Raw genomic sequence first — 24065 nt, 5'->3', positions numbered from 1 at the left:
GCCTCGGCCGGGGTCTTTTTTCTTCCCCTCCTTGCCCGTCGCCCACATGATGGGCGGGGAAGGAGTGCTCATGGACCTTTACACCACATACGGAAGCAACGATCTGCCGCGGGCCATCCGCTTTTATGATGCCATCTTCGCGGTTCTTGGTCAGCCGCGCCTGCCCGGATGGATCGACGGTTGGGCCGGATGGGGCACCGATCCCGACAGCGGGACCGGCTTTTGGATCTGCGCACCTTTTGATGGTGCCCCCGCGAGTACCGGCAATGGCACGATGATCGCCTTTCCCGCCCGAAGTGCCGATCAGGTCCGGCGTTTCCATGCCACTGGTCTAGACAACGGCGGCACAGATGAAGGCAAACCGGGTGTCCGGCCACACTACGAGCCCGGATTCTATGTGGCCTATCTGCGCGATCCCGATGGCAACAAGCTATCCTGTTTTTATTACCATTATGATCCCGAACAGGATGCCGGCAGATGATCAGCCGGCAGCCAGGCGTCGCTTTTCTTCACGGTTGAAAAACAACATGTAGAAGACCGGTGCGGCGACCATGGTCAGGATCGTGGCAAAGGCCAGACCGCCCATGATCGTGACCGCCATCGACACAAAGAACGCATCTGTCAGCAGCGGCGCCATCCCCAGAATCGTCGTGATCGCCGCCAACATCACCGGGCGCAGACGCGAGACCGAGGCCTCGACAATCGCGGGGCGCAGGGCTTTGCCGGTCGCGCGGACCAGATCGATCTCTTCCACCAGTACGATGCCATTCTTGATCAGCATTCCTGACAAGCTGAGCAGCCCCAAAAGCGCTGTAAAGGTGAATGGCAGACCCGTTCCAAGTAGACCGATAACCACTCCATTGACGGACATCGGGACCAAAAGCCAGATGATGACCGGTTGCCTGATCGCGTTGAACAGCAGCACCGAAATTAGCACCATGATCAGCAAGCTCAGCGGCAATTGCCGCCCTAGGCTGGCCTGCGCATCGCCCGAGTCTTCAAACTCTCCGCCCCATTCCATGCTGTAGCCTATGGGCAATTCCATCTCTTCAATGGCGCTGCGCACTTCGGAATGGACCTGTGCGGCGGTCATGTCTGCAGGAATATCTGCGCCAACCGTGATGGTCAGCACCCGGTCACGGCGATGCACCAACGTGTTCAGCGCCTTATAGTCGAACCCATCCACCATCTGTTCAATCGGCACGAACCGTTCCGACTGATCGGAATAGACCACCTGATCGACAATCGAATAGTCTCCATCTGCCGGGCGACGCAGGATAATCGGGATCTGGCGGTCACGTTCGCGCAGAACACCGCCGGTAATCCCATCGGTCGAAAACTGCAGCGTGGCGGCAATATCTTCTCGCGACACACCTGCCGTTTGCGCCCTTTCTGTCGCATAGATTGGCTGCACGGCCAGTTCCTGCTCGCGCCAATCGTGATGCACATGCAGCGCATTCGGGGAGGCCGCTGACATTTTTTGCACGGCTTCTTCGGCCAATTGGCGCAGAATAACCGGATCACTGCCCGAGAACCGCGCCTGGATCGGATCACCTCCGCCCGGGCCAAAGATCAGACGCTTGGTTCGGAACTCTCCTTCGGGGAATTGGGCTGAGCCGAATGCTTCGAGATCTGCCTGCAAGGCGGGGATATCGTCGAGCGTTTCGGTGCGAATGATCATGTGGCCATAGCTTGGGTTGGGCTTCTCAGCGGCGTAGGTCAGCATAAAACGCGTGGCCCCCTGCCCTACAAACGTGGCGACTGAGACGACGTCATCACGTTCAGCCAACCAATCCTCAAACACAGCCATATCTTCCGCCGTACGGGCAATCGGCGTGCCTTGCGGCAGTTTGTAGTGTACGAAGAACAGCGGCGTGTTTGAGTTGGGGAAGAACTGCTGTTTCATTAGGCCGAACCCTGCGAAGCAAGCGACCGTGATCGCTATCAATCCTGCCACTACCAGCCAACGGAACCGCAGCGCCCAGTTCAGGACTGCTCCGTAGACGCGGAACAGAATGCCGCCATAGGCGTCAATCTCGCCCTCTTTGCCCTGCTTGAAGAAATAGTGGCCGAGCAATGGTGTCACTGTGATCGCCAGAACCCAGCTAAGCAAAAGTGAGATGCCGATCACGGCGAATAGCGAGAACAGGAACTCACCGGTCGCATCAGGGCTGAGCCCGATCCCCGCGAAGGCCATAATCCCGATCACCGTCGCGCCCAGCAGCGGGATTTGCGTTTTCGAGGCCACATCTTCTGCCGCATCACGAGAGTTTTTGCCCCGCAACATCGAGATCTGCATCCCTTCGGCCACAACGATGGCATTATCGACCAACATTCCCATCGCGATGATCAAAGCACCCAGTGAGATGCGCTCCATCTCGATCGAGAACATCGACATAAAAAGCAGCGTGCCCACAACGGTCAGCAACAGGGTGGAACCCACGACGATTGCCGCACGCCAGCCCATAAAAATGCCCAGAACAGCGACCACGATGCTGACTGACATGGCGAGGTTCAGCAGGAAGGCGTTCGAGGCCTCATCGACAACAACATGCTGCTGATAGATGGGCAGGATTTCGACACCAAAGGGGATCTCGGAATTCAGCTCAGCCAGTTTCGCGTCTGCACGCTGGCCAACTTCGACGATGTTTTCGGTGGCCTGCCCGGCAATACCTAAAGTGAAGGCCTCGGTCCCGTTGAAGCGGATCATGATATCGGGATCGTTCTGCCGCCCACGATAGACATCGGACATATCGAACAGGTTGATCACCTGCCCCTGCGAACCAACCGAAAGCCCGGCTATGGCCGACACGCTGTCCGAGCCTTCGGCAGTCAGGATCGTTGTCCGATCGCCTTCCGACCGCAATGAACCCGAGGCGTTGACTGAATCCGCATTTGCGATGGCCTCGTTGATCGCCTGTAAGGGCACGTTCTGATTGACCGAGATCGACAGGTCGGGCTCGATAAAGATCGCCTCGTCCGGCAGACCCTGCACTTCGACATCAGCCACACCGCTGACCGTCAGCAATTCGCGGCGCAGGAAGGTGGCCAGTTCGTGCTTTTCGGCGTCCGAGAACCCATCTGCCGTCACCGCATAGAACAGGCCAAACACATCCCCGAACCCGTCATTCACATAGGGCACACCGACGCCCGAGGGCAGTCCGCGTGCCGCATCGCGCACCTTGGCGCGTAGGCGGGTCCAGATGTCCGGCAATTCGCTGCCGTCATAGGTTGACTTTATCTCGACCTCGATCAGCGATTGGCCGGGCCGATTGACCGAAGTGATGACGTCCACCTCGCCCATCTGCTGTATCGCGGATTCCAGCGGTTCCGAGACCTCTAGCGCCACCTGTTCAGCAGTCGCACCGGGATATTGCGTGGCGATCACCGCCTGTTTGATTGTGAAAGCCGGGTCTTCAAGGCGACCCAGCGACGTGAAGCCCCAGATGCCGCCGAACAAGGCAATCAGGATGAACAGCCACGTATAAAGTGGCCGGTCGATCGAAGCGCGTGCGATGCTCATGAAACCGCCCTCAGTTCGAGAAGCCGACAAAGCGGCGGACGGTTTGACCTTCGGTCAATGCACCCCCACCCGCGACGACGATTTCTTCGCCATCGGTCAGGCCGGTGAGCACACGGACATCGCCGCTCTGCGTTGGTTCGATCGTAACTGGAACCCGGCGGACCGTGCCTTCGTCGGCGCCAACCGGCGAGAAAACCATAACGCCCAGCGCGCCGCTGGCATCAGCTACTATAGCCGTTGGTGGGATGATGATCCCGGTACGCTCATCCTGCACCTGCACCGTAACCGTGACGGAGGAGCCGGGTAGAATTTGCAACCCCTCTGGCGGGGTCAAACCAAACTGGATGCGGAACGTCTGGCCCACGCTTGAGGATTCGGCATCGAATTCTCGTATCTCCAGCGGAAAAATCTCGTCGCTGACCGGGAACTTGGCGGTAATCGTGATATCATCCTGCTGCCCAGAGCGCTGAAACAGGATTTCAGGCACATCAACCTCAATCCGCAGTTCAGACATATCGTGGAGTCGCACGATGGGGGTGCCCGCTGAAACAGTCGTAAACGCTTCAACAGCGCGGCTTGACACCAGCGCGTCAAAGGGAGCCGTCAGAGTTGCGTGCTCTAACGCGTACTCGGCGTCCCGTACGGCAATCGCAGCCAATTGCGCCGCTGTTTCGGCATCGTCAACGGCCACTTGGCTGGCTGCCGTTCCACGCAGTCGAGACAGACGGGCAAGGGTGCGGTCCGCCTGATCTTTCTGCAGGCGCGTGCGGTCAAACTGCAGCTCAAACGGTTCCTGATCGAGACGGGCAATCAGTTCACCTTTGGGGATAACAAAACCTTCGGTCACAGGCATCTCGACGATCTGCCCCGCGACCTGAAACGCCAGATCAACGGTCTGACGCGCGGCGATCCGACCAAAGAACTGGCGCGAAAAGCCGGGGGAAGTTTCGCTGACCTGCATCAGTTTCACAGGCTTTGCAGGCTCTTGCGCCATAGCTGGGGCAGTCAACAAGGACAGTGCGAGGCAAACAGAGGTCAGGAGTTTCATTTCGTCAATCCCTCGGGAATTCCGGTTTTCAGAATATTATCGCGGATTTTGCGCGCCAGTCGGGCAAATTCAGCGGTTTCTTCGGCGTTCAGGCCAGAGGCGCTGCGAAACAGTTCTCCGGCCACGGCCACAAGCATATTGCGGGCCTCTTCGCCTTGTTCGGTCAGGACCAAAAGCCAGGCGCGGCGATCTTCCGGGTCACGCTGACGGGTCAGATAGCCTGCCTGTTCTAACGCGTCCGCAGTCGCAGTGATCGTAGACGGAACGGTCAGCATATCCGCCGCCAACACCCCCATACGTTTGGGCGCATCCAGCTTGATCAGCATGTGACATTCCTGATGGCTCAGGTCCGTTTCGATGCAATCAAAACTCTCTTCCAGTTTCCAATAAAGCGCATAAACCCCCATCATCGCCTGAATCTCAGGGCTGAGGCGGCCTAGTCGGGTGCTGATTTCGTCAGACATGGGTCTCTTCCATCCGAATCGCGGCGAAATATACTTCGAATAATGAACTATTCAAGTTCTGAAGCGGCCGCGCGTGCATTCCCTTGGGTCAACACATCTTGATCAATACCGGCTGGGGCTGCATTTTGTTCAGATCATGAAATCAGGACCCGCCATGTATACCCCTGCCATCACCGGTACCGGCGTCTATACGCCCGAGAACATCATCACCAACGCCGAACTGGTGGAAGCGTTCAACGCCTATGCCGACCGGATGAACGCCGAATATGCGGATGCGATTGCAGCGGGTGAGATGGAACCGATGCAGCATTCCTCGGAAGAATTCATCGTCAAAGCATCGGGGATTGAAAACCGGTATGTGATGGATAAGACCGGCGTTCTGAACCCCGAGATCATGCATCCAGCGCTGCGCCAGCGCAGCGACGACGAACCGGGGATCATGACCGAGATGGCCGTGGATGCGTGCCGCAAAGCCCTGGCTCAGGCTGGACGCGATGCCGAGCATGTCGATCTGGTGATCTGCGCCGCCTCGAACCACGAACGCGCCTACCCGGCGATTGCCATCGAGATTCAACAGGCACTTGGGATCGAAGGGTTCGGGTTTGACATGAACGTGGCCTGTTCCTCGGCCACCTTCGGCATTCAGGCGGCGGCTGATATGGTGCGCTCGGGATCGGTACGTGCGGCGCTGGTGGTGAACCCCGAGATTTGCTCCGGCCATCTGGAGTGGCGCGACCGGGATTGCCACTTCATCTTTGGTGATGTGGCCACAGCAACACTGGTCGAACGCCGTGACGATGCAAATGGCCCGCATTTCGAGATCATCTCGACCCGCTGCGCCACATCATTTTCCAACAATATCCGGAACAATAACGGCTTCCTTCGACGCTCTCGTCCAGACGGGGTTAAGGATCGCCGCGACATGCAGTTTATGCAGAACGGGCGTAAAGTGTTCAAGGAAGTGCTGCCCATGGTCAGTAAGCATATCAGCGACCATATGGAGGCCCAGGGTATCAGCAGCGATAACCTCAAGCGCCTGTGGCTGCATCAGGCCAACAAGACTATGAATGATTTCATCGGCAAAAAAGTTCTGGGCCGTGAACCTGAGGCGGAAGAGCAACCTAATATTCTACAAGACTATGCCAACACATCCTCGGCAGGATCGATCATTGCTTTTTCGAAACACTCAGATGATCTGATTGATGGCGATGTGGGGCTAATCTGCTCATTTGGCGCCGGGTATTCCGTAGGATCGGTGATTGTGAAGCGGCACCAATAAACGGCATATATTAATTTCTTTGCCTACCCGTTCATCTCGGCCTGCACCGTTTCAGCCTGAAATTGTTGCTTGAAAATTTCTTCAGATAAGCCCCACCGATCCTTCATCTTCGATCAACACTTCATACACGGGTGCCCCGAGCATCCGAGTGGAGTATTGATGGGAGCCCTAAGGTATGGGAAAATCGACGAAAACTGGGGTGACCGCGCTGGTTGCTGCGCCATTCATCGGAGTCATGTTCAGCAGCGCGGCTGTTGCCGAGGCTCAGGTCTGTACAGTCAACACAGCGCGCAGCGCCGCGAATAGCGGTGACTATGGATCGCTTTGCGACTGCTCACATGTCACGCCCGGTTTTATCAAACATCTGCAAAAACGCCCGGACCTGCCGGATATCTTGCAGAACACGTCAGCGCTATGCCCAGGGCTAACCAATTTGCTTGTCGATCTTCCAACGGCGTCTGTCACCGGCGCATCGACGGGGGAGGATCGCGGCCGTGATCCGAATTTAAGGTCTGCCGTAGCTGAAAAAGATGAAGACGCAGGACCAAATACAGGCGAAGGCCCTGGTTCTGGCGAAGGAGATACGCCTGGAAACGGCGGGGGCGAACCCGGAGATGGAGGAGACAACCCTGGCGATGGAGGCACCAATCCCGGTGATGACGGTGACAAGCCCGGAAAAGGTGGCGACAAACCCGGCAAGGGTGACGGCAAACCCGGCAATGGTGGCGACAAGCCCGGTAAGGGCGGTGGCAAAGGTGGCCATGGCGGTGATAAGCCCGGAAAGGGCGGGGCCAAAGGCAACAATGGTAGTGGGAATGGCTCAGAAGGGGCCAGCCCCGGGCGTGGTAAGAATGCCAACAACGACGAAGGCTGAATGAAGGGGCTCAATACGAAGAAAGGCGGCCTGCGTGCCGCCTTCTTCAACAAGAAATCATTGCAAATCCATGCAGAGACTAAGCACCAACAAGTGCGGATGCGTCAGCTGACGCTTTCTTCTTCAAGGTGAAGCTTCATCTCGATCAGCACCTGCTGCAGCATGCTGGTCTCTTTCAGCAAGCGCTTTGCCTCGTTGACGGTGATGATGCCATCTTCGATTGCGGTCTGATATTCGGACATCAGCATCGCAAAGCGTTGGCTTAATGCAATGACGTCAGAATTCACGCCACCGGTACGAGGGCCTTCTGAATTCCGACCGTTATAAGACAGGGTGATACCCTGCAAATCGGCCAGTGCCGAGGTGACATGCGGGTAAGCTGCGGCGTTTTCCAGTTGCGCAACAGCATCCACAGGCATGAAGCGGTCAACGTGTTCGGCATTATCAGAATAATATCTTCCCAGGGTGGCTTTGGATTTACCAGTGATTTCGCACGCGGCTTCGATCCCGACATCCTTTACCAATGCCTCGGTGTGCTTTTTCAGATAGGCCCCGATATCTGCCATGTTGCTACCCTTGTTACCTGCGCTCCTTTCCCCCGCCTGTCCGTGCCGGGGGAAAGGGTAGGGAAATTTCCCATATTCGAGTCATAATTGAAATGCCATAAATTGACTATCCCTCAGATATGCAGGGATTTTGTGAGTGAGTGGCGGCCGTTCGTGCCGGTAAAGAGTGATTGCAGGGCAATATTACCGCCTTGCAAAGTAAATAGGCCAACTATAGGCCGAAGACGCCGCTGTTGCGGACGCGAGGTTATCCATCCCCAAGAGCATCTGCTCGACCTCTGCTGCTGTAGCGGCGGCGTCGCTTTCCCCGTACATGAGACCGCTTGCCCAGACCGATCAGGCGAATTAGACCCACGGCATGGCAAAGCTCTATTTCAACTATTCGACCATGAACGCGGGCAAATCGACCGTGTTACTGCAGGCCTCGCACAACTACCGTGAACGCGGTATGGATACCTATCTTATGACCGCTGCCATCGATGGGCGCGCGGGTGAGGGGCAGATCGCCTCGCGAATCGGAATTTCCGAACAGGCGGATAAATTTCACCCCGCCGACGATGTGTTTGCCATGATCGAAAACCGTCTGAAACAGGGGCAGATTGCCTGCGTGTTCATTGATGAGGCCCAGTTTCTGTCGGAAGAACAGGTCTGGCAGCTTGCGCGTGCTGTAGACGACCTGAAAGTTCCCGTGCTGACATACGGATTGCGGGTGGATTTTCAGGGCAAGCTCTTCCCGGGATCTGCCACACTTTTGGCATTAGCTGACGAGATGCGCGAAGTGCGAACCATCTGCGAATGCGGCCGCAAGGCGACCATGGTGATTCGTCAGGACGAGAACGGGAACGCCATCACCGAAGGGGCCCAAGTTCAGATCGGCGGGAACGAGACCTATGTTTCGCTCTGCCGCAAACACTGGCGCGAGGTTGTCGGCGACTAGACCGGGTTGGGCAAGGCTCGCCCCGCAACAAATGCCGCCACATTGTCCAGCGCCATATGGCCCATATCGGTGCGCACCTCTTCCGTTGCCGTACCCAGATGCGGCAACAGCGTCACATTCTGCATCTCGCGCAAAGTAAGTGGAACTTCGGGTTCGAATTCGTAAACGTCCAATCCGGCGCCAGCGATCTGCCCTTCTTGCAAAGCAGCAATCAACGCTGTCTCATCTATGACTTCACCGCGTGCGATGTTGACCAGAATTCCATCGGGTTTCATCGCCTCCAGCACTTCGGCGTTAACCAGATGGCGCGTTTCAGTCCCGCCGGGAACGGCTAATACAAGAAAATCTACAGACGCCGCCAATGCGTCGAGATTGGGAAAGTACTCAGTTGGAAAATCCACCTGCTTTGGGCTGCGCGATTGATACGCGACGCTCATGCCAAAACCAAAATGACAGCGTCGAGCAATCGCCTGCCCAATCCGCCCCATACCCACGATACCCACCTTCTTACCGCTTACATGATGGCCCAGCATTTGCGTCGGGTGCCATCCTTCCCAGCCGCCTGATCTAACCAGACGCTCCCCCTCACCCGCACGGCGCGCGGTAGCCAACAGCAGAGTCATGGCAATGTCTGCCGTGGCATCTGTAACAGCGCCGGGCGTGTTGGTCACCAAAAGGCGTGCTGCCCGCGCTGCGTCCACATCAATATGATTGTAGCCAACGCCAAAATTTGCCAGCAGTTTACAGCGTGGCTCAGGCGTTTGGGCAAACACCTGTGCCGAAAACTGATCTCCGAGCGTGGGGACAACGACATCAAATTCGGTCAGCGCGCGCACCATCTCGTCTTGTGTCAGAGGCGAGGTCGCCTCACGAATTTCGACGTCGAACTCTGCTCGGGCACGGGCTTCGACAGCCTCAGTCATTGGGCGGGCAATCAGCAATTTCATTAGTGCATCCGCCCCCCGGTAGGAACTTCTCCGTCCGGCCCGATCAGGACGATCTCTCCGTTTTCGTCCGGAAGACCCAGCACCAGAACCTCGGACATGAACTTGCCGATCTGACGCGGCGGGAAGTTCACAACAGCCATCACTTGCTTGCCCACCAGCGTCATCGGGTCGTAATGGGCGGTGATCTGGGCAGACGTCTTGCGCTCACCTATCTCATCACCAAAGTCGATCCACATCTTGATCGCGGGCTTGCGAGCCTCTGGATATGGTTCAGCACGGACGACCTCGCCAACACGAATGTCGACTTTGAGAAATTCGTCGAATGTGATCTCACTCACGAGACAGCTCCTTGGATCGGTTGGTTGCGGCTTTGACGGCACGATGCAGCAGGTCTGGGAACCCATCCTCTTCGTGCATAAGCACCTCTAGCGCTGCCTGCGTGGTGCCATTGGGCGAGGTTACATTGACCCGCAATTGCGAGGGATGCTCATCTGCGGCCATCGCCAACGCCCCTGCCCCGGCTACGGTTGATTTGGCCAACTTCATCGCCAGCTCAGGCGGCAAGCCATGTGCTTCACCTGCTTGTGCCAGCGTTTCAATTAAGTGGAAAACATAGGCCGGACCTGAGCCACTAACGCCAGTGACGGCATCCATCTGCGTCTCATCATCAAGGCGCACCGTTTCGCCAATCGCCGAAAGCAATCCCTCGGCCAATACAATATCGGCATCCGAGGCTTCCGAATTACCAATCAGCGCCGTAATCCCCTGCCGAACCGCTGCAGGTGTGTTTGGCATTGCTCGGATGATGGGTGTGTCCGCACCCAGAACGTTTTCGAAAGTGGCCAAAGATGTGCCGGCAGCGACCGAAATGAACAGACTATCGCCACCGCCAAGCGCCTGAATGGCAGGCAACGCCTCACCCATCATTTGCGGCTTAACGGCCACCAAAACCACCGCGGGGGATTCGGGAAGGGGCGTGTTTATGTTGACGCCCTGCGCCTTCAGCCAGTCAGAGGGATAAGGATCGATCACCCAAACCGACGCTGCGGGCAGGCCATGTTCCAACCAACCCGCAAGCATCGCTGAACCCATCTTGCCGCATCCCAGAAGCACCAACCCCTGTTCGGCAACGCGCGAGATATCCATGATTGCCCCTCCCCTATGGTTTGGGGCAAAGCTTTACGCGCGGCCGTAAGCCTCTGCAATGGCGACTTGCATTGCCTCTTCCGGATCACGGTTGCCCCAGGTCACCAGTTGGATTGCGGGATAGTAGCGCTCGGCGCTCAGTACCGCTGCGGTGATCATGGTATCGATTTGTTCCGGGCTGGCGGTCTGACCACCGGCCAGTACCAAGCCATAGCGATAGACCATCAATTTTTGATTGGCCCAGTAGGTAAACGCCCCGGCCCAACACTGATCATTCATCTTGTTCAGCAATTCATAAAGCTCGGTTTCGCGCTCAGCTGGAGGCTCCATTTCGAACGAACATACCATACGCAGCGTTTCGTCGTAATTCGACCAGGCCAGTGTGATCGAGTACGTGCGCCACTGTCCTTCAACAGCCATGGCAATCTGATCATCCCCGATCCGGTCAAAATCCCAGTCGTGATGTTCTGCAAGATGTTCAACAATGTCGATCGGATGAAGGTCTTCTTCGAGATACTGCTCGGAAAGGGCCATAATGCCACCTCACTAATCTCTAGCAATTTGGGGCTGGCAGCGCCCCAGCGCTAGTTGCCTGCTCTACAAGCCGGGCTTCCCCAGTCTGTCTGTACTAAATATGGTGCGACGCACGCCGGGTTCTGGCAACCCTAATTATTGGGGATAACAGCAATAAGTTGTGGACAGTTGGCAACGCCGATCAAAATATTGGCGTCTCACGCAGCTTTGTCTTGATTATTTTCTGCAAGGCGGCATCATACACGACACCGCTCAATCCAAGTCTGGATTGCGCGGCTGATTGTCTTTGCCTGAAATTTGCAATTCAGTCGGACTTATTTGTCCAGCTTCGCTTCAAGTGCGGCAATACGCTGTTCAAGCGCGGCATTTTCTTCGCGCGCTTTCTGCGCCATGGCCCGCACGGCATCAAATTCTTCCCGGGTGACAAAGTCGCGATCAGCCAGCCAGCGATCCATCATCGACTTCATCGCATTTTCAGCTTCTTCCCGCGCCCCTTGCGCCACGCCCATGGCGTTGGTCATGAGTTGAGACATATCGTCCAGAATCTTGTTACGGGTTTGCATGGGCTTTCTCCGATTTCACGATTGCTCTCTATATGGGTAAAGAATGGCCCGGGCTCAAGGTTGACTTGCCCCGTAAACCCCGGGCAATGAGACGCACATGCAGGCTGTACTGAATTTTCCCGATCTGTCACCCGACGTTTTCTCGATCTCTGTGTTCGGGATGGAGTTTGCGCTGCGCTGGTATGCGCTGGCCTATATCGTTGGCATTCTGATTGCTTGGCGCGTGGCGCTGATCGCGCTGCGGCGACCTGGGCTTTGGACGGACGAGACACCCCCGATGCGCCCCGACCAGCTTGAGGATTTAGTGACCTGGATCATCGCGGGTGTCATCCTTGGGGGCCGCTTGGGTTTCGTCCTTTTTTATCAGCCCGCCTACTACCTATCGCACCCGCTGGAAATCCTGATGGTCTGGCAAGGCGGCATGGCGTTTCATGGCGGCCTGCTGGGCGTGATCATCGCCAGTTATCTGTACGGTAAGCGCCACAAGATTCCGCTTCTCTCGCTAGCCGATCTGGTCGCCCACACGGTGCCACCCGGGTTACTGCTGGGGCGGCTCGCGAATTTCAGCAATGCCGAACTTTGGGGGCGGCCCAGTGAGCTGCCATGGGCGGTGATCTTTCCCGGCAGCGCGGCACAGGATTGTCCCGGCGTTGTGGCCGGAATGTGCGCCCGCCATCCTTCGCAGCTGTATGAAGCAGCACTTGAGGGGCTGCTTCTTGGTGCACTACTGATCTGGTTGGCCTATCGGCGTGGCGCGTTTCAGAAACCCGGTCTGATTATGGGCGTGTTTCTTGCGGGCTACGGCGCTTCACGGTTCCTGGTCGAGTTCTTTCGCCAGCCGGACGCCCAATTTATCACCCCCGGCAACCCGCTGGGGCTTGCATGGCATGTGGGTGGGTACGGCCTGACCATGGGGCAACTTTTATCATTGCCGATGATTGCACTTGGCCTTTGGTTTGCGCTGCGGGCGCGGCGTAGATCATGAATCTGAAGGATCTTCTGCTCCTCCGCGTTCAAAATGATGGCCCCATGACCATCGCCGACTACATGACCGAATGCCTGATGCATCCCGAGCATGGCTATTACGCGACCCGCGACCCGCTGGGCGCCCAAGGTGATTTCATCACTGCTCCGGAAATCAGCCAAATGTTCGGCGAGTTGATCGGTTTGTGTCTAGCGCAATGCTGGCTTGATCAGGGCAAACCCGAACGCGTCGCACTGGCAGAGCTTGGCCCCGGTCGTGGCACGCTAATGGCAGACATCTTGCGCGCGACAAAAGGTGTTCCCGGATTTCATAACGCGATCGAGATTATGCTGTTCGAGGCCTCTCCGGTCTTGCGCAGTATCCAGTCCAAAACCCTGCAGAACTATAAACCCCAATGGGTCGCGGCCATTTCTGATCTACCGGATATTCCGCTGTATCTGGTGGCGAACGAATTCTTCGATGCCCTTCCCGTACGTCAGTTCCTGCGTGACGGCGAAGGTTGGCGCGAGCGATTGGTCGGGGGTGACGGCTCCTCACTTGCATTCGGACTGGGCGCGCAGACCCCTCAGGGTGCACTGAACGAACGATTACAGGATACACAGGATGGCGATCTGGTCGAGTTATGCGCTGCTGCATCCTCCATTCTGAGCAGCGTCGCGGGGCAGATTTCACGGAATGGCGGGGCTGGGCTCATCATCGATTATGGCGACTGGCGATCTCTTGGAGACACCTTGCAAGCCTTGCAGACACATAAAACAGTCGACCCATTGGACCAACCCGGCCAGGCTGACCTGACAGCGCATGTCGACTTTGAGGCATTGGCGATTGCGGCGCGCGCTGCGGGCTGTGTCCATTCAAGGTTGACACCGCAAGGGGTGTTTCTTGAACGACTAGGGATCACCGCGCGTGCTCAGTCTCTTGCTAGCCGGCTCAGCGGGTCACAGCTTGAGGCGCTGATATCCGCACATCGACGGTTGACGCACCCGGATGAAATGGGAAACCTATTCAAAGTACTGGGCCTATATCCGCAACACGCTGCACCGCCACCGGGACTGGAACCATGACATTGGAAATCCTCACCTCTGATATTCTGTCCCCAGTGCGACACGGGTTCTTCAGTCGTCGTGGCGGCGCCTCGTCCGGCATTTATGCCGGTCTCAATTGCGGAACCGGTTCAACTGATCTGGCCGAGGCCGTAGCCTTGAATCGTAGGCGCGTCGCCCAGGCCATGGAAGTCACCCCAGAGGGCTTGATCGGCGTGCATCAGGTGCATTCTCCAACCGTAATCACCGTGGACGGACCAATTAATGGCGAGAAGCCCAAAGCTGACGCGGTTGTTACGGCGACGCCAGGCCTCGCCCTGACGATATTGACGGCGGATTGTCAGCCAGTTCTATTGGCTGATTCTGACGCAAAAGTGATCGGTGCGGCGCACGCGGGTTGGCGCGGAGCGTTAGACGGCGTTCTAGAGGCAACTCTAGATGCGATGGAGGGATTGGGGGCCACACGGGCAAACACTGCAGCGGTCATTGGTCCAACCATTTCGCAACGTGCATACGAAGTTGGCCCGGAATTTCTGGACAGCTTTGTCGCTGACTCGTCGGAAAACACGCGATTCTTCGCAAATGGCGAAGGCGACCGCCTGCACTTTGACTTACCCGCGTTTGGCCTGCACCGTTTGCGTCAGGCCGGTGTTGGACAAGCCGAATGGATTAAGCACTGCACGTATTCTGACCCTGATAGGTTTTATTCCTATCGGCGCTCAACCCACGCCAATGAGGTCGACTACGGCAGGTTGATTTCAGCGATCAGGCTGTAGATCTAGCCCGAATTAAGGCAATATCGCCCAGATTCTGCCACATTTATTGTGTTTATCTGTCACAGAATCGTCTCAAATTTTCACCAATGCTCAGACGGTTACCCGAAATTGGGGCAACTGAGCGTTGGCGTATGTAGCCAAGAGGTAACTAAAACCTTCTTATTGTCCTGAATTCATCCCGGATCAGCCTTATCGGTGCCGCAAAGCCGCATCACATTTGGTCGCCATACAGGAACCGGGCGTTTCGCCCCAACGAAGCAGGATGATGAATATGAGAATGAAATCGCGCTTTCTGAATGCCGTGCTTACGGCCCTTAAGGATCAGGAACCAGAAATGCCCTGGAAGCGGGTTTCAAGTCACTCTGTCAGAGTCGCGCGCCGTCTGGCGGCCAGACGCTGACATGCAACCCCATGGGACCAGCTGCCGGTCTCAACGGGCAAGACACATACCGGGTAATGCTCTGGTTCGGTATGTGGGGTCGCGATCGAGATTGCGACCATGTTTCGGAGCGTGTGCGTGCGGGTAATTGAAGCCTGCAGTTTACGAGTTTGTCTGGGGGGTCACGAAATTGACCATGAACATTGGTGTTTACTTTTCGCGGCGCTGCGCACTTGCAGCATCGGCCGGTGTTTATCCCTTTGATTAAAGACAAAGAACATAGCCGTTTGGCGCAGTTGCACGGGGGTTCAAAATGCCCGGACGGTATTTAGAGGAGACGGAATATATGGCTATTCCAAATTCTCTGGCACAAGCTGCCAGAAACGCGGTCGAGACATCAGCGCTGTTGCGCGATGTGCCTGGACCGTCAACAAAACCTAAGGCCCAGCTTCGAAGGTACGAAGTTTCTTGCCTGCTGGAAAATGGGGATGTTTCACAGACAAGGCATATCGCACCGGCCTTACCGATGTTCGAAGATGCGTTTTGCGCCTTTACACGTGGCTCGTTGGTCGAGACAACGCATGGTCCGATGGCCATTGAAGACCTGTTGCCCGGTGATGATGTTCTTACTCAGAACGGATCATCCGAAACGGTGCTTTGGAAGGGGTCTGTAACACTAATCCCGGGGCGCGAAGATTCGCGTGGACGGACCCGTCCGCTGACCCGAATTATGGCCGACACCTTTGGAATGCAGAAACCAATGTCGGGCGTTATCGCTGGTCCCGCAGCACGCCTGCTCGCGACACCAGCGCATATGCGCCATTTGCATGCCGGCCAACCTATGCTGACACCCGTGAATGAGTTCCAAGACGGTACGAGCGTAATTGAAACGCTACCGCCGACTCCGGTTGAGTTGTTCCATATCTGCGTCGCGCGACATTCGGTCATCAAGGTTGATGGTCTGCAATTCGAAACCTACCATCCTGGCGTCAATGCTGTACGTATGATCAGCCACTCTTTGCGATCGATCTATCTGAATCTATTCTCACATATCGAATCACTGAACGATTTTGGCCCATTACTCTTGCCAAGGGCCGGAGATGGTGAAATTAACGCTCTAACAGCGTGAAATGGTTAACGATTACTGCAAGTGTAGAGGCATCATGCAGATATTAGTAATTTGGGCACTATCCCTGGCTGTGGCAGCGGTGCTGTCACCATGCGCGGTGGAACAATCTGGCATCAGGGTCAGGCCGTCTGGTTCATCCGGTCTTCCAGTACGTCAAATGGTACGCCTGGCTCGTCTTTTGCGCCTCGGATAACAAGCGAGGTTTTCACGCTGGCCACGTTTGGCGTAGTCAGCAGCTCTCCCGTAAGAAATTGCTGAAAACTGCTGAGATCCGGTGCAACGCATTTCAGGATGAAATCCACCTCGCCGTTCAGCATATGGCATTCACGGACTAAAGGCCATTCGCGGCAACGGTCTTCAAAGGCACTGAGTTCGGATTCAGCCTGGCTTTCCAACCCGACCATCGCAAAAACCTGCACCTCGAATCCAAGTTCGCGGGCGTTCACATCCGCATGGTAACCATGGATATAGCCCGAATCCTCCAATGTCCGCACCCGTCGCAGACAGGGTGGAGCCGATATTCCAACGCGTTTGGCAAGTTCAACATTGGTCATTCGGCCGTCGGCCTGCAGCTCCGCAAGAATCTTGCGGTCGATTTCATCCAATCGGGTCGCGACCATCGAATGCTCCTAAATTTTTCAGGTTGTTATATCAGCAGCCCCGGTGGGCGCAATAATATTTCACGACTGAGCAATTTTCGTTATCTCAAATGTATGTTCGCCAGATTAACCTGTCATCAGTCGCATCACGCGCTCGCAAAATGAAAGGGCTTTAAGCTCTGCGTTGTGGTCGCTATATCGATCCGGATTGGAAAATTGCCCTAAAAGGCAGATCGAGTGGGGATACCATGGCTGAAACACGACACACAAAGGTTTTGATCATCGGATCAGGACCGGCCGGATACACTGCTGGCGTCTATGCAAGCCGCGCCATGCTGGAGCCGATTCTAGTGCAGGGGATCGAGCCTGGAGGGCAACTGACCACTACTACCGAAGTCGAGAACTGGCCCGGTGACACCGAGGTGCAAGGGCCGGATCTGATGGTGCGGATGCAGGATCACGCCAAGGCCATGGGATGCGAGGTCATCGGTGACATCATCAACGATCTGGACCTCAGCCAGCGCCCCTTCACGGCCAAGGGTGACAGCGGCACAGTTTATACTGCCGATGCAGTAATCCTGGCCACAGGCGCGCGGGCCAAATGGCTCGGCCTGCCATCCGAGGAAAAATTCAAAGGCTTTGGCGTCTCGGCCTGTGCAACCTGTGACGGGTTCTTTTATCGTGGGCAGGAAATTGTGGTTATCGGGGGCGGGAACACCGCAGTGGAAGAGGCGCTGTTCCTGACCAATTTTGCCAGCAAAGTCACGCTGATCCACCGCCGCGATGAGCTGCGCGCCGAGAAGATTCTGCAGGACCGGCTGCTCAAGAACGAAAAGATCGAGCCGCTGTGGTTCCATGAATTGGACGAGGTCCTTGGCACCGATGCTCCGCTGGGCGTCGAAGGCGTCAAGGTCAAGAACGTCAAAACCGGAGAGATCACCGAAATCCCGTGCAAAGGCGTGTTTGTCGCAATCGGTCACGCCCCGGCGAATGAACTGGTTAAAGACACCTTGGAAACCCACATGGGGGGCTACGTCATTACCAAACCGGGCACGACCGAGACCTCGGTTCCGGGCGTCTTCGCAGCCGGGGACTTGACCGATCATGTGTATCGTCAGGCTGTAACGAGCGCTGGCATGGGTTGCATGGCTGCGCTGGACGCCGAGCGGTTCCTGGCGGAGAACGACTAGAATGATCACAGAGTTTTCCGGCCCGGTCTGGAGAATTCTGTTCCGCAGCCAATTGGGCATCCCATTGGCACCTGCCCGCGCACCCGAAGGCCGGTTTCATCATTCCGGCCAATTCGCCCTGTATGCTTCACTAAGCGCAGAAGGAGCTGGGATCGCCATACGGCGCTATGTCTCGCCATGCGATCCGCCGCGTGTAATTCAACAGTTTCAGGTTTCCGCAGCGCATTTGATGGACTTGCGGGGGCACGCCGATGTCTCGATTGTCTGGCAAGACCTGCGGGACAACGGCACCCCTTCCCCAACTTGGCGATTTTCGGATGAAGCACGCGCAGTTGGCGCGGACGGGCTGTTGTACAGTTCGCGTTCGCGGCCCGAACTTAGCCATCTCGTGTTGTTCAGTACTGGGGTCAATTTGATACAGCCGGCTAGCACGCCTAACGATTGGCGTCCCGAAAGGTAACCTTGACCGGCGCACACCGCCGTATCAGGATCGATTCAAACAACGCGACGAACAGGTAAGCTTTTGGATAACGCACTTTGGCGCGGCGGATGGATGAGCCGGCTCAGGATCGCAAGCGGCCTCGTGCTGTTTGTCTTTGCGTTCTTTCACTTCATCAATATCGGCTTGGGTCTGTTTCACACCGATCTGCTGCATGGAATGCAGGACGGGCGCAAGACCGTTAGCCGCCACGGGATCGGAACCGTTCTGCTGTATGCCGCGCTGCTGGTTCACGCGGGGTTGGCTCTGATCTCGATCGCACAGCGCCGCACCCTAAGGATGCCTTTCAGTGTCGCTCTGCAAGTCGTTTTAGGTCTTCTAATCCCGCTTCAGCTGATCTCGCACCTAGTCCAGACCCGATATGCCCATGAAATATTCGGAGTAAACGACGAGATGGGCTATATCATTGTCTTGATGTGGCCGAACAGTGCGATCTGGATGCAAAGCCTGCTGCTTCTGCTGGTTTGGGTGCATGGCTGCATTGGACTTCATATGTGGCTGCGTCTGACGTTTTGGTGGCGCAAATTGACACCTTACCTGATCGGCGTTGCTGTTTTTATACCCGGCTTCGCGCTGGTTGGGCTATTGACGGAAGGTCGTCGCATCTGGTCTGATTTCGCTGATCCAGATCTGCGCGAGCAATATATTGAACATTACAATTGGCCTTCACCCGAGACATTTCAGGATCTGTTCGCAGTAAAAGACAATACGTTGTTGGTATTTTGGGGAGCGCTTGCACTCACCGGCGTGATCTATGTTGGGCGCAAGCTGTGGCGGCGGCGTCACTCGGTCCGTATCCGTTATGTGAATGGACCTGAAGTTGTATCCGAGAAGGGTATGACCCTACTTGAGATGTCGCATGCAAACGGCATCCCACATACCGCCCTGTGCGGTGGCAAGGGTCGCTGCACAACCTGTCGTGTTGTCGTTGAAGAAGGGGGAAACCAGCTGCATCCACCCACAGAAATCGAAGCCCGTAGTCTGAGAGCCATAGGCGCCCCGGACGGCACGCGCCTGGCCTGTCAGATGCGCCCAACGGACCCAGTTACTGTATTTCGCGTGTTCAGACCTGATGGCGCGCGTGATCGAGCCCACGCCAGTCAGGGGCAGGAAAGGCAATTGGCTGTCCTGTTCCTTGACATGCGTGGATTTACAGCCCGCACAACCGGACAATTACCTTATGACATCGTGTTCCTTTTGAACCGTTTCTTCGACGCGATTGTGCCTGCCATCACTGCTCAGGGTGGGGTAGTCGATAAATATATGGGGGATGGTTTGTTGGCCATGTTCGAAACGGCAGACACCAAAAGTTCCGCCCTTGCCGGGCTTCAGGCAGCCGCTGAAATTGGTCAGGCGTTAAAGAGATTCAACCAACAACTTGAGGCCGAGGGCAGCGCAGCTGTACGCATCGGCATGGGCCTGCATATAGGAGATCTTGTGTTGGGCGAAATCGGTGCCGCAAAGCACGCCCCACGCACCATCATCGGGGACGCAGTGAATGTCGCCAGCCGTCTGGAGGCCGAAACCAAAGCGCTGGGCGTCGAGCTACTTGTATCAGACAATGTACTTCAAGCGGCGGGACTGCAATGCGACCCAAGCGATTTACGTGATTTCAACTTGCGAGGCGTTACCGAACCTGTGCCCGCCTTGCCCGTCCAGAACGCATTCGAACTTGAGTCGCGGATCTTACCGCTGGAACAGATTGCCTGATTGACTACCCCAAATCAAATATCTGCGGAAATTTCTCGGCGCTGGAAAGCAATAACCAGAAAATCGTTCCATTTCGGGAAAAAACCGCGCATATCCTCCTTTGTTTCTACCGGTCTATGGACATCGCACCGAGGTCGGGTCAAATGCCTCACCAGCACCTCTGAAACAACAGCAAACAACACTGCGATAAGAGATTTCCTATGACGATGCTAAGCAATCTGGCCCCGATCCCTGAATTATACGTTTCTTACGAATCCGCACAAAAACTGAAGGTCGAAGCAGCCGACCTAACCAGCTGGGACCTAAGCCCCCGTCAAATCTGCGATTTGGAACTGCTTATGAATGGCGGGTTCAACCCGCTCAAAGGTTTCCTGAGCGAAGCCGACTACGACAACGTGGTCGAAAACATGCGCCTGGCCGATGGGACGCTGTGGCCGATACCGATCACACTGGACGTTGATGAGGAATTTGCGGCGACCATCGAACTGGGTCAGGACATTGCCTTGCGTGATCAGGAAGGCGTCATTCTGGGCACCATGACCGTGACCGACCGCTGGACGCCGGACAAAGCGCGTGAGGCGGAAAAGGTCTTTGGTGCCGATGATGATGCGCATCCGGCTGTGAATTACCTGCATAATGTAGCGGGCAAAGTTTATCTGGGCGGCCCGGTCACTGGCATTCAGCAGCCCGTGCATTATGATTTCAAAGCCCGCCGCGACACGCCGAACGAGCTGCGCGCGTATTTCCGCAAAGTGGGCTGGCGCCGGATCGTAGCATTCCAGACCCGCAACCCCTTGCACCGTGCGCATCAGGAATTGACCTTCCGCGCGGCGAAAGAGGCACAGGCCAACTTGCTGATCCATCCCGTGGTTGGCATGACCAAACCGGGTGACGTGGATCATTTCACCCGCGTGCGTTGCTATGAAGCAGTGCTGGACAAATATCCGGCCTCAACCACCTCGATGTCGCTACTGAACCTTGCGATGCGCATGGCTGGCCCGCGCGAGGCAGTCTGGCACGGGTTGATCCGCGCAAACCACGGTTGCACCCATTTCATCGTTGGTCGTGACCACGCCGGTCCGGGCAAAAACTCGGCTGGTGAAGATTTCTATGGCCCCTACGACGCGCAGGACCTGTTCCGAAAATATCAGGACGAGATCGGCGTCGAGATGGTCGACTTCAAACATATGGTTTACGTGCAGGAACGCGCGCAATACGAGCCGAATGACGAGATTCTGGACAAGGACAACGTCACGATCCTGAACATCTCGGGCACCGAACTGCGCCGCCGTCTGCGCGAAGGGCTGGAGATTCCAGAATGGTTCTCGTTTCCCGAAGTTGTACAGGAATTGCGCAATCGTTTCCCGCCGCGGTCTCAACAGGGTTTCACAGTGTTCTTCACGGGCTTCTCGGGCTCGGGAAAATCGACAATTGCCAATGCTTTGATGGTCAAACTGATGGAGACCGGGGACCGTCCTGTCACCCTGCTTGACGGGGATATCGTGCGAAAGAACCTGTCCTCTGAGCTGGGCTTCTCAAAAGAGCACCGCGACCTGAACATCCGCCGCATCGGCTATGTGGCCAGTGAGATCACCAAAAACGGCGGTATCGCCATCTGTGCGCCGATTGCACCTTATGCCACAACCCGGCGCGCCGTGCGCGAAGAAATCGAACAATTCGGTGCGTTCTGCGAGGTGCATGTGGCCACCAGCATTGAGGAATGCGAGCGCCGCGATCGCAAAGGCCTTTATAAGCTTGCGCGGGAGGGTAAAATCAAGGAATTCACAGGAATTTCTGACCCTTACGATGTCCCCGAGAACCCTGAGCTTAGCGTCGAGACCGAGAATGTCGAAGTCGATAACTGCGCCCATCAGGTTCTGCTGAAACTGGAAAGCATGGGATTGATCGCTGCCGGTTGAGCACCTCGTAAAAGTCACGGCAGCCTCAGTCATTCGGAGGCTGCCACATTCGTCTGAAACACCCCACGTTGCCGGATCTGGTGAAAACCGAATATAGATTGAGCAATCTAATGATTGGGTGTGGTCACTGAATGGCGCAGCCTCTGCCAACTATCGCCGGCTTCTGGTACGGTTCGAATTTATCCTGGATCGAGGCGCTTTGCATCCAATCCTATCTCGATAACGGTCACGAGTTCGTTCTATACACCGCCGAACAGATCGATGGTGTACCAGACGGTGCCGTAATTCGCCCTGCATCTGACATACTCTGGCCTGCTCCGTTCGATCTTGAGAATAACGACAGACATCAGATCGCAGTTTTCTCAGACATCTTCCGGCTGCATCTGATGCGGAAATCCAGTTCTATCTGGGTTGATCTGGACGCGTACTGCATCAGGCCATTTGAGTTCGAAGGCCCTTATGTCTTTGGATCCACTTCCTCTGGATCACTTCCCAACGGGGTTCTCCGGCTGCCTAGTGAGTCTCAGGCACTGACGCAGATGTTGGAATTTGTGGCAGCCGAAAACCCAACCCAACCATGGCGTGGACCGCGCTTGCACCGAAAGAACCGCGATCGTTCCATGCGTGGAGAAACATGGGGGATCGAGACGCTACCCTGGGGATGTTCCGGCCCCAAGGCGCTGACTCATTTCATGAACAAGACGGGTGAGGATCGCCAAGCAAAACCGCCAGATGCGTTTTATCCACTTGAACGGCAAGAGCTTTGGAAACTGCACGCCCCGAACATCGCGCTGACAAAGTTTGAGGGTGAGCAGACCTATTCAGTTCATATCTACGGCCATCAAAAGAAATGGCTCGCAAGTCAAAATGCAGGCCTGCCGCAGAGAGGGTCATATCTGGAAAGGATCTGCGAAAGGCATTCGATTGATCCGGCTTCGCGACCAATCATTCAGGCAGATTGGATGAAGCAGTAAGCTGCGACAGACCCAATGCGCTATGACACCCCGTCAGGCAGGTCCACCTGCCCACGCATCAGCACATGGCCGCGCCCGGCAACTTTGATTCCAGTCATGGCTTGGGAGGGCCCAACCTTCGTAACGCGCGCCTGGCCGGGCCGCCCCATATCGTGCCCCTGCTCAGCGATAAAACAGTCCTTCTTCATCAAATCATATTTCCACAGATAGGCCGCCATCGCGCCAGTCGCCGAACCCGTAAACGGGTCTTCAGAAGGACTTGGCGGTGCCATCAAAAGGCGCGAAAATGTATCACCTTCCGCCGTTGCGCCATCGAGCGTGACCAGAAACGGCTCGGCCATGTCGGACCCCGAGAATCCAGCCCTTTCAGCAATTCTTCCAAGCGAATCCACGTCAAGCTTAGCCGCACGCAGCGCTGCGTGATCGCGCAAAACCGTGATGCAGAACGGCAGCCCGGTCGAAACGAATTGAGGTGGAGAGACAATTGCAGCCTCAGGCAACCCGATAGCAGCAGCAACCAATTCGGCCGGCACCTGATCACCAAATTGCGGAGCGACCTGCGTCATCTCAATTTCATCGCCATTAAGATCGATCGATACGATCCCTGCCCCGGTTTCCAGCGTCAGCGCGTCGCCTTCGAACAGGTCACGCGAACGCATTGCCGCAACGGTTGCGATTGTCGGATGCCCAGCAAACGGGATTTCCCGGCTGGCAAGAAAATATCGGACTCGGACGTCGGCAACATCTGATGGCCCTGTGAAGGTGCATTCAACCAATGAGGTTTCGCGCACGTAAGACATGCAAACCTCATCCGTCAGGCTGGCCCCGCCATGCACGACTGAGCAGCCGTTACCGCCAAAGGCCCGATCACTAAATGCGTCCACCCAGTCAAAATCATACCAGCTCATGATGCACACTCCTGCTTTGCCGACTGCGGCAAGATCACCGTAGTCGAGGCAAATGTCACGTCATTTCAGCAGA

The 24065-nt window shown here is 56.2% G+C and carries 24 protein-coding genes; 13 read left to right on the top strand and 11 right to left on the bottom strand.

What is annotated here, in order from left to right; genetic code table 11:
- The first annotated feature begins 70 nt into the window (after positions 1 to 70).
- Positions 71 to 481: a VOC family protein gene (locus ACR0JR_RS07030; protein WP_480455576.1), complete on the top strand. Its 411-nt coding sequence runs from the start codon at positions 71 to 73 to the stop codon at positions 479 to 481.
- Here ACR0JR_RS07030 and ACR0JR_RS07025 read toward each other — a convergent pair whose 3' ends face one another.
- Genes ACR0JR_RS07025 through ACR0JR_RS07015 form a run of 3 tightly spaced genes read right to left on the bottom strand, consistent with a single transcriptional unit; the run spans position 482 to position 5035 of the window.
- A complete protein-coding gene (locus ACR0JR_RS07025) occupies positions 482 to 3523 on the bottom strand; it encodes an efflux RND transporter permease subunit (protein ID WP_480455575.1) in 3042 nt (1013 codons plus the stop codon).
- A 10-nt stretch (positions 3524 to 3533) separates the two neighbouring features.
- Positions 3534 to 4571 (bottom strand): efflux RND transporter periplasmic adaptor subunit, encoded by a 1038-nt coding sequence (locus ACR0JR_RS07020; protein ID WP_010441812.1) that lies wholly within the window; start codon positions 4569 to 4571, stop codon positions 3534 to 3536.
- The gene (locus tag ACR0JR_RS07015) at positions 4568 to 5035 is read right to left on the bottom strand and encodes a MarR family winged helix-turn-helix transcriptional regulator (protein WP_319545052.1); all 468 of its coding nucleotides are present in this window, start codon (positions 5033 to 5035) and stop codon (positions 4568 to 4570) included. The genes ACR0JR_RS07020 and ACR0JR_RS07015 overlap by 4 nt, the downstream gene beginning before the upstream one ends.
- Positions 5036 to 5189: 154 nt before the next feature.
- Here ACR0JR_RS07015 and ACR0JR_RS07010 point away from each other — a divergent pair, with 154 nt between their 5' ends.
- Both ACR0JR_RS07010 and ACR0JR_RS07005 read left to right on the top strand, forming a co-directional pair.
- Positions 5190 to 6314 (top strand): beta-ketoacyl-ACP synthase III, encoded by a 1125-nt coding sequence (locus ACR0JR_RS07010; protein WP_480455574.1) that lies wholly within the window; start codon positions 5190 to 5192, stop codon positions 6312 to 6314.
- A gap of 175 nt (positions 6315 to 6489) precedes the next feature.
- The gene (locus ACR0JR_RS07005) at positions 6490 to 7188 is read left to right on the top strand and encodes a hypothetical protein (RefSeq protein ID WP_480455573.1); all 699 of its coding nucleotides are present in this window, start codon (positions 6490 to 6492) and stop codon (positions 7186 to 7188) included.
- Between the two features lie 104 nt (positions 7189 to 7292).
- Here the strand turns inward: ACR0JR_RS07005 and ACR0JR_RS07000 are convergent, their stop codons facing one another.
- Positions 7293 to 7754, bottom strand: a complete 462-nt coding sequence (locus tag ACR0JR_RS07000; protein ID WP_170472887.1) for a hypothetical protein — start codon at positions 7752 to 7754, stop codon at positions 7293 to 7295.
- Between the two features lie 358 nt (positions 7755 to 8112).
- Between ACR0JR_RS07000 and ACR0JR_RS06995 the strand changes: the two genes are divergently transcribed.
- The gene (locus ACR0JR_RS06995; protein ID WP_010441806.1) at positions 8113 to 8691 is read left to right on the top strand and encodes a thymidine kinase; all 579 of its coding nucleotides are present in this window, start codon (positions 8113 to 8115) and stop codon (positions 8689 to 8691) included.
- Here the strand turns inward: ACR0JR_RS06995 and ACR0JR_RS06990 are convergent.
- The 5 genes from ACR0JR_RS06990 to ACR0JR_RS06970 all read right to left on the bottom strand — a co-directional run bounded on the left by ACR0JR_RS06990 (position 8688) and on the right by ACR0JR_RS06970 (position 11881).
- Complete coding sequence (locus ACR0JR_RS06990; RefSeq protein WP_480455572.1) at positions 8688 to 9638, bottom strand: 2-hydroxyacid dehydrogenase; 951 nt, start codon at positions 9636 to 9638, stop codon at positions 8688 to 8690. The genes ACR0JR_RS06995 and ACR0JR_RS06990 overlap by 4 nt on opposite strands.
- Positions 9638 to 9976, bottom strand: a complete 339-nt coding sequence (locus ACR0JR_RS06985; RefSeq protein ID WP_170472910.1) for a tRNA-binding protein — start codon at positions 9974 to 9976, stop codon at positions 9638 to 9640. Before ACR0JR_RS06985 ends, ACR0JR_RS06990 begins: the two co-directional genes overlap by 1 nt.
- Entirely contained in the window at positions 9969 to 10784 is an 816-nt protein-coding gene (proC, locus tag ACR0JR_RS06980) for a pyrroline-5-carboxylate reductase (RefSeq protein ID WP_480455571.1), read from the bottom strand. The genes ACR0JR_RS06985 and proC overlap by 8 nt, the downstream gene beginning before the upstream one ends.
- A gap of 33 nt (positions 10785 to 10817) precedes the next feature.
- Positions 10818 to 11318, bottom strand: a complete 501-nt coding sequence (locus ACR0JR_RS06975; protein ID WP_010441802.1) for a type III secretion system chaperone family protein — start codon at positions 11316 to 11318, stop codon at positions 10818 to 10820.
- Positions 11319 to 11632: 314 nt separating this feature from the next.
- Positions 11633 to 11881, bottom strand: a complete 249-nt coding sequence (locus tag ACR0JR_RS06970; protein ID WP_010441801.1) for an accessory factor UbiK family protein — start codon at positions 11879 to 11881, stop codon at positions 11633 to 11635.
- 97 nt (positions 11882 to 11978) lie between these two features.
- Here ACR0JR_RS06970 and lgt point away from each other — a divergent pair, with 97 nt between their 5' ends.
- The 4 genes from lgt to ACR0JR_RS06950 all read left to right on the top strand — a co-directional run bounded on the left by lgt (position 11979) and on the right by ACR0JR_RS06950 (position 16193).
- Complete coding sequence (lgt, locus tag ACR0JR_RS06965; RefSeq protein WP_170541301.1) at positions 11979 to 12866, top strand: prolipoprotein diacylglyceryl transferase; 888 nt, start codon at positions 11979 to 11981, stop codon at positions 12864 to 12866.
- The gene (locus ACR0JR_RS06960) at positions 12863 to 13930 is read left to right on the top strand and encodes a class I SAM-dependent methyltransferase (protein ID WP_480455570.1); all 1068 of its coding nucleotides are present in this window, start codon (positions 12863 to 12865) and stop codon (positions 13928 to 13930) included. The genes lgt and ACR0JR_RS06960 overlap by 4 nt, the downstream gene beginning before the upstream one ends.
- Positions 13927 to 14685, top strand: a complete 759-nt coding sequence (pgeF, locus tag ACR0JR_RS06955) for a peptidoglycan editing factor PgeF (protein ID WP_170779529.1) — start codon at positions 13927 to 13929, stop codon at positions 14683 to 14685. Before ACR0JR_RS06960 ends, pgeF begins: the two co-directional genes overlap by 4 nt.
- Positions 14686 to 15410: 725 nt before the next feature.
- Positions 15411 to 16193, top strand: a complete 783-nt coding sequence (locus ACR0JR_RS06950) for a Hint domain-containing protein (protein WP_480455568.1) — start codon at positions 15411 to 15413, stop codon at positions 16191 to 16193.
- A gap of 119 nt (positions 16194 to 16312) precedes the next feature.
- Here the strand turns inward: ACR0JR_RS06950 and ACR0JR_RS06945 are convergent, their stop codons facing one another.
- Positions 16313 to 16813, bottom strand: a complete 501-nt coding sequence (locus tag ACR0JR_RS06945) for an Lrp/AsnC family transcriptional regulator (protein WP_010441796.1) — start codon at positions 16811 to 16813, stop codon at positions 16313 to 16315.
- A 227-nt stretch (positions 16814 to 17040) separates the two neighbouring features.
- On the opposite strand from ACR0JR_RS06945, the gene trxB reads away from it, so the two are divergent.
- The 5 genes from trxB (at position 17041) to ACR0JR_RS06920 (ending at position 23084) form a co-directional block, all read left to right on the top strand.
- The gene (gene trxB, locus ACR0JR_RS06940; RefSeq protein ID WP_480455567.1) at positions 17041 to 17982 is read left to right on the top strand and encodes a thioredoxin-disulfide reductase; all 942 of its coding nucleotides are present in this window, start codon (positions 17041 to 17043) and stop codon (positions 17980 to 17982) included.
- Between the two features lies 1 nt (position 17983).
- Positions 17984 to 18442: an RES family NAD+ phosphorylase gene (locus ACR0JR_RS06935; protein WP_480455565.1), complete on the top strand. Its 459-nt coding sequence runs from the start codon at positions 17984 to 17986 to the stop codon at positions 18440 to 18442.
- A 93-nt stretch (positions 18443 to 18535) separates the two neighbouring features.
- Positions 18536 to 20191, top strand: coding sequence for an adenylate/guanylate cyclase domain-containing protein (locus ACR0JR_RS06930; RefSeq protein WP_480455563.1), 1656 nt, complete (start codon positions 18536 to 18538; stop codon positions 20189 to 20191).
- A gap of 200 nt (positions 20192 to 20391) precedes the next feature.
- Positions 20392 to 22110 carry a bifunctional sulfate adenylyltransferase/adenylylsulfate kinase gene (locus ACR0JR_RS06925; RefSeq protein ID WP_480455562.1) on the top strand — a complete coding sequence of 573 codons (1719 nt, stop codon included), beginning with the start codon at positions 20392 to 20394 and terminating at the stop codon, positions 22108 to 22110.
- Positions 22111 to 22241: 131 nt separating this feature from the next.
- A complete protein-coding gene (locus ACR0JR_RS06920; RefSeq protein ID WP_480455560.1) occupies positions 22242 to 23084 on the top strand; it encodes a glycosyltransferase family 32 protein in 843 nt (280 codons plus the stop codon).
- 20 nt (positions 23085 to 23104) lie between these two features.
- Here the strand turns inward: ACR0JR_RS06920 and ACR0JR_RS06915 are convergent, their stop codons facing one another.
- Positions 23105 to 23992 (bottom strand): PhzF family phenazine biosynthesis protein, encoded by an 888-nt coding sequence (locus tag ACR0JR_RS06915; RefSeq protein ID WP_010441790.1) that lies wholly within the window; start codon positions 23990 to 23992, stop codon positions 23105 to 23107.
- Positions 23993 to 24065 lie beyond the last annotated feature (73 nt).

This window comes from Ruegeria sp. AA3, assembly GCF_056542905.1.
The sequence above is the reverse complement of the archived record's forward strand: the minus strand, read 5'-3'. Positions and strand labels throughout refer to the sequence as shown.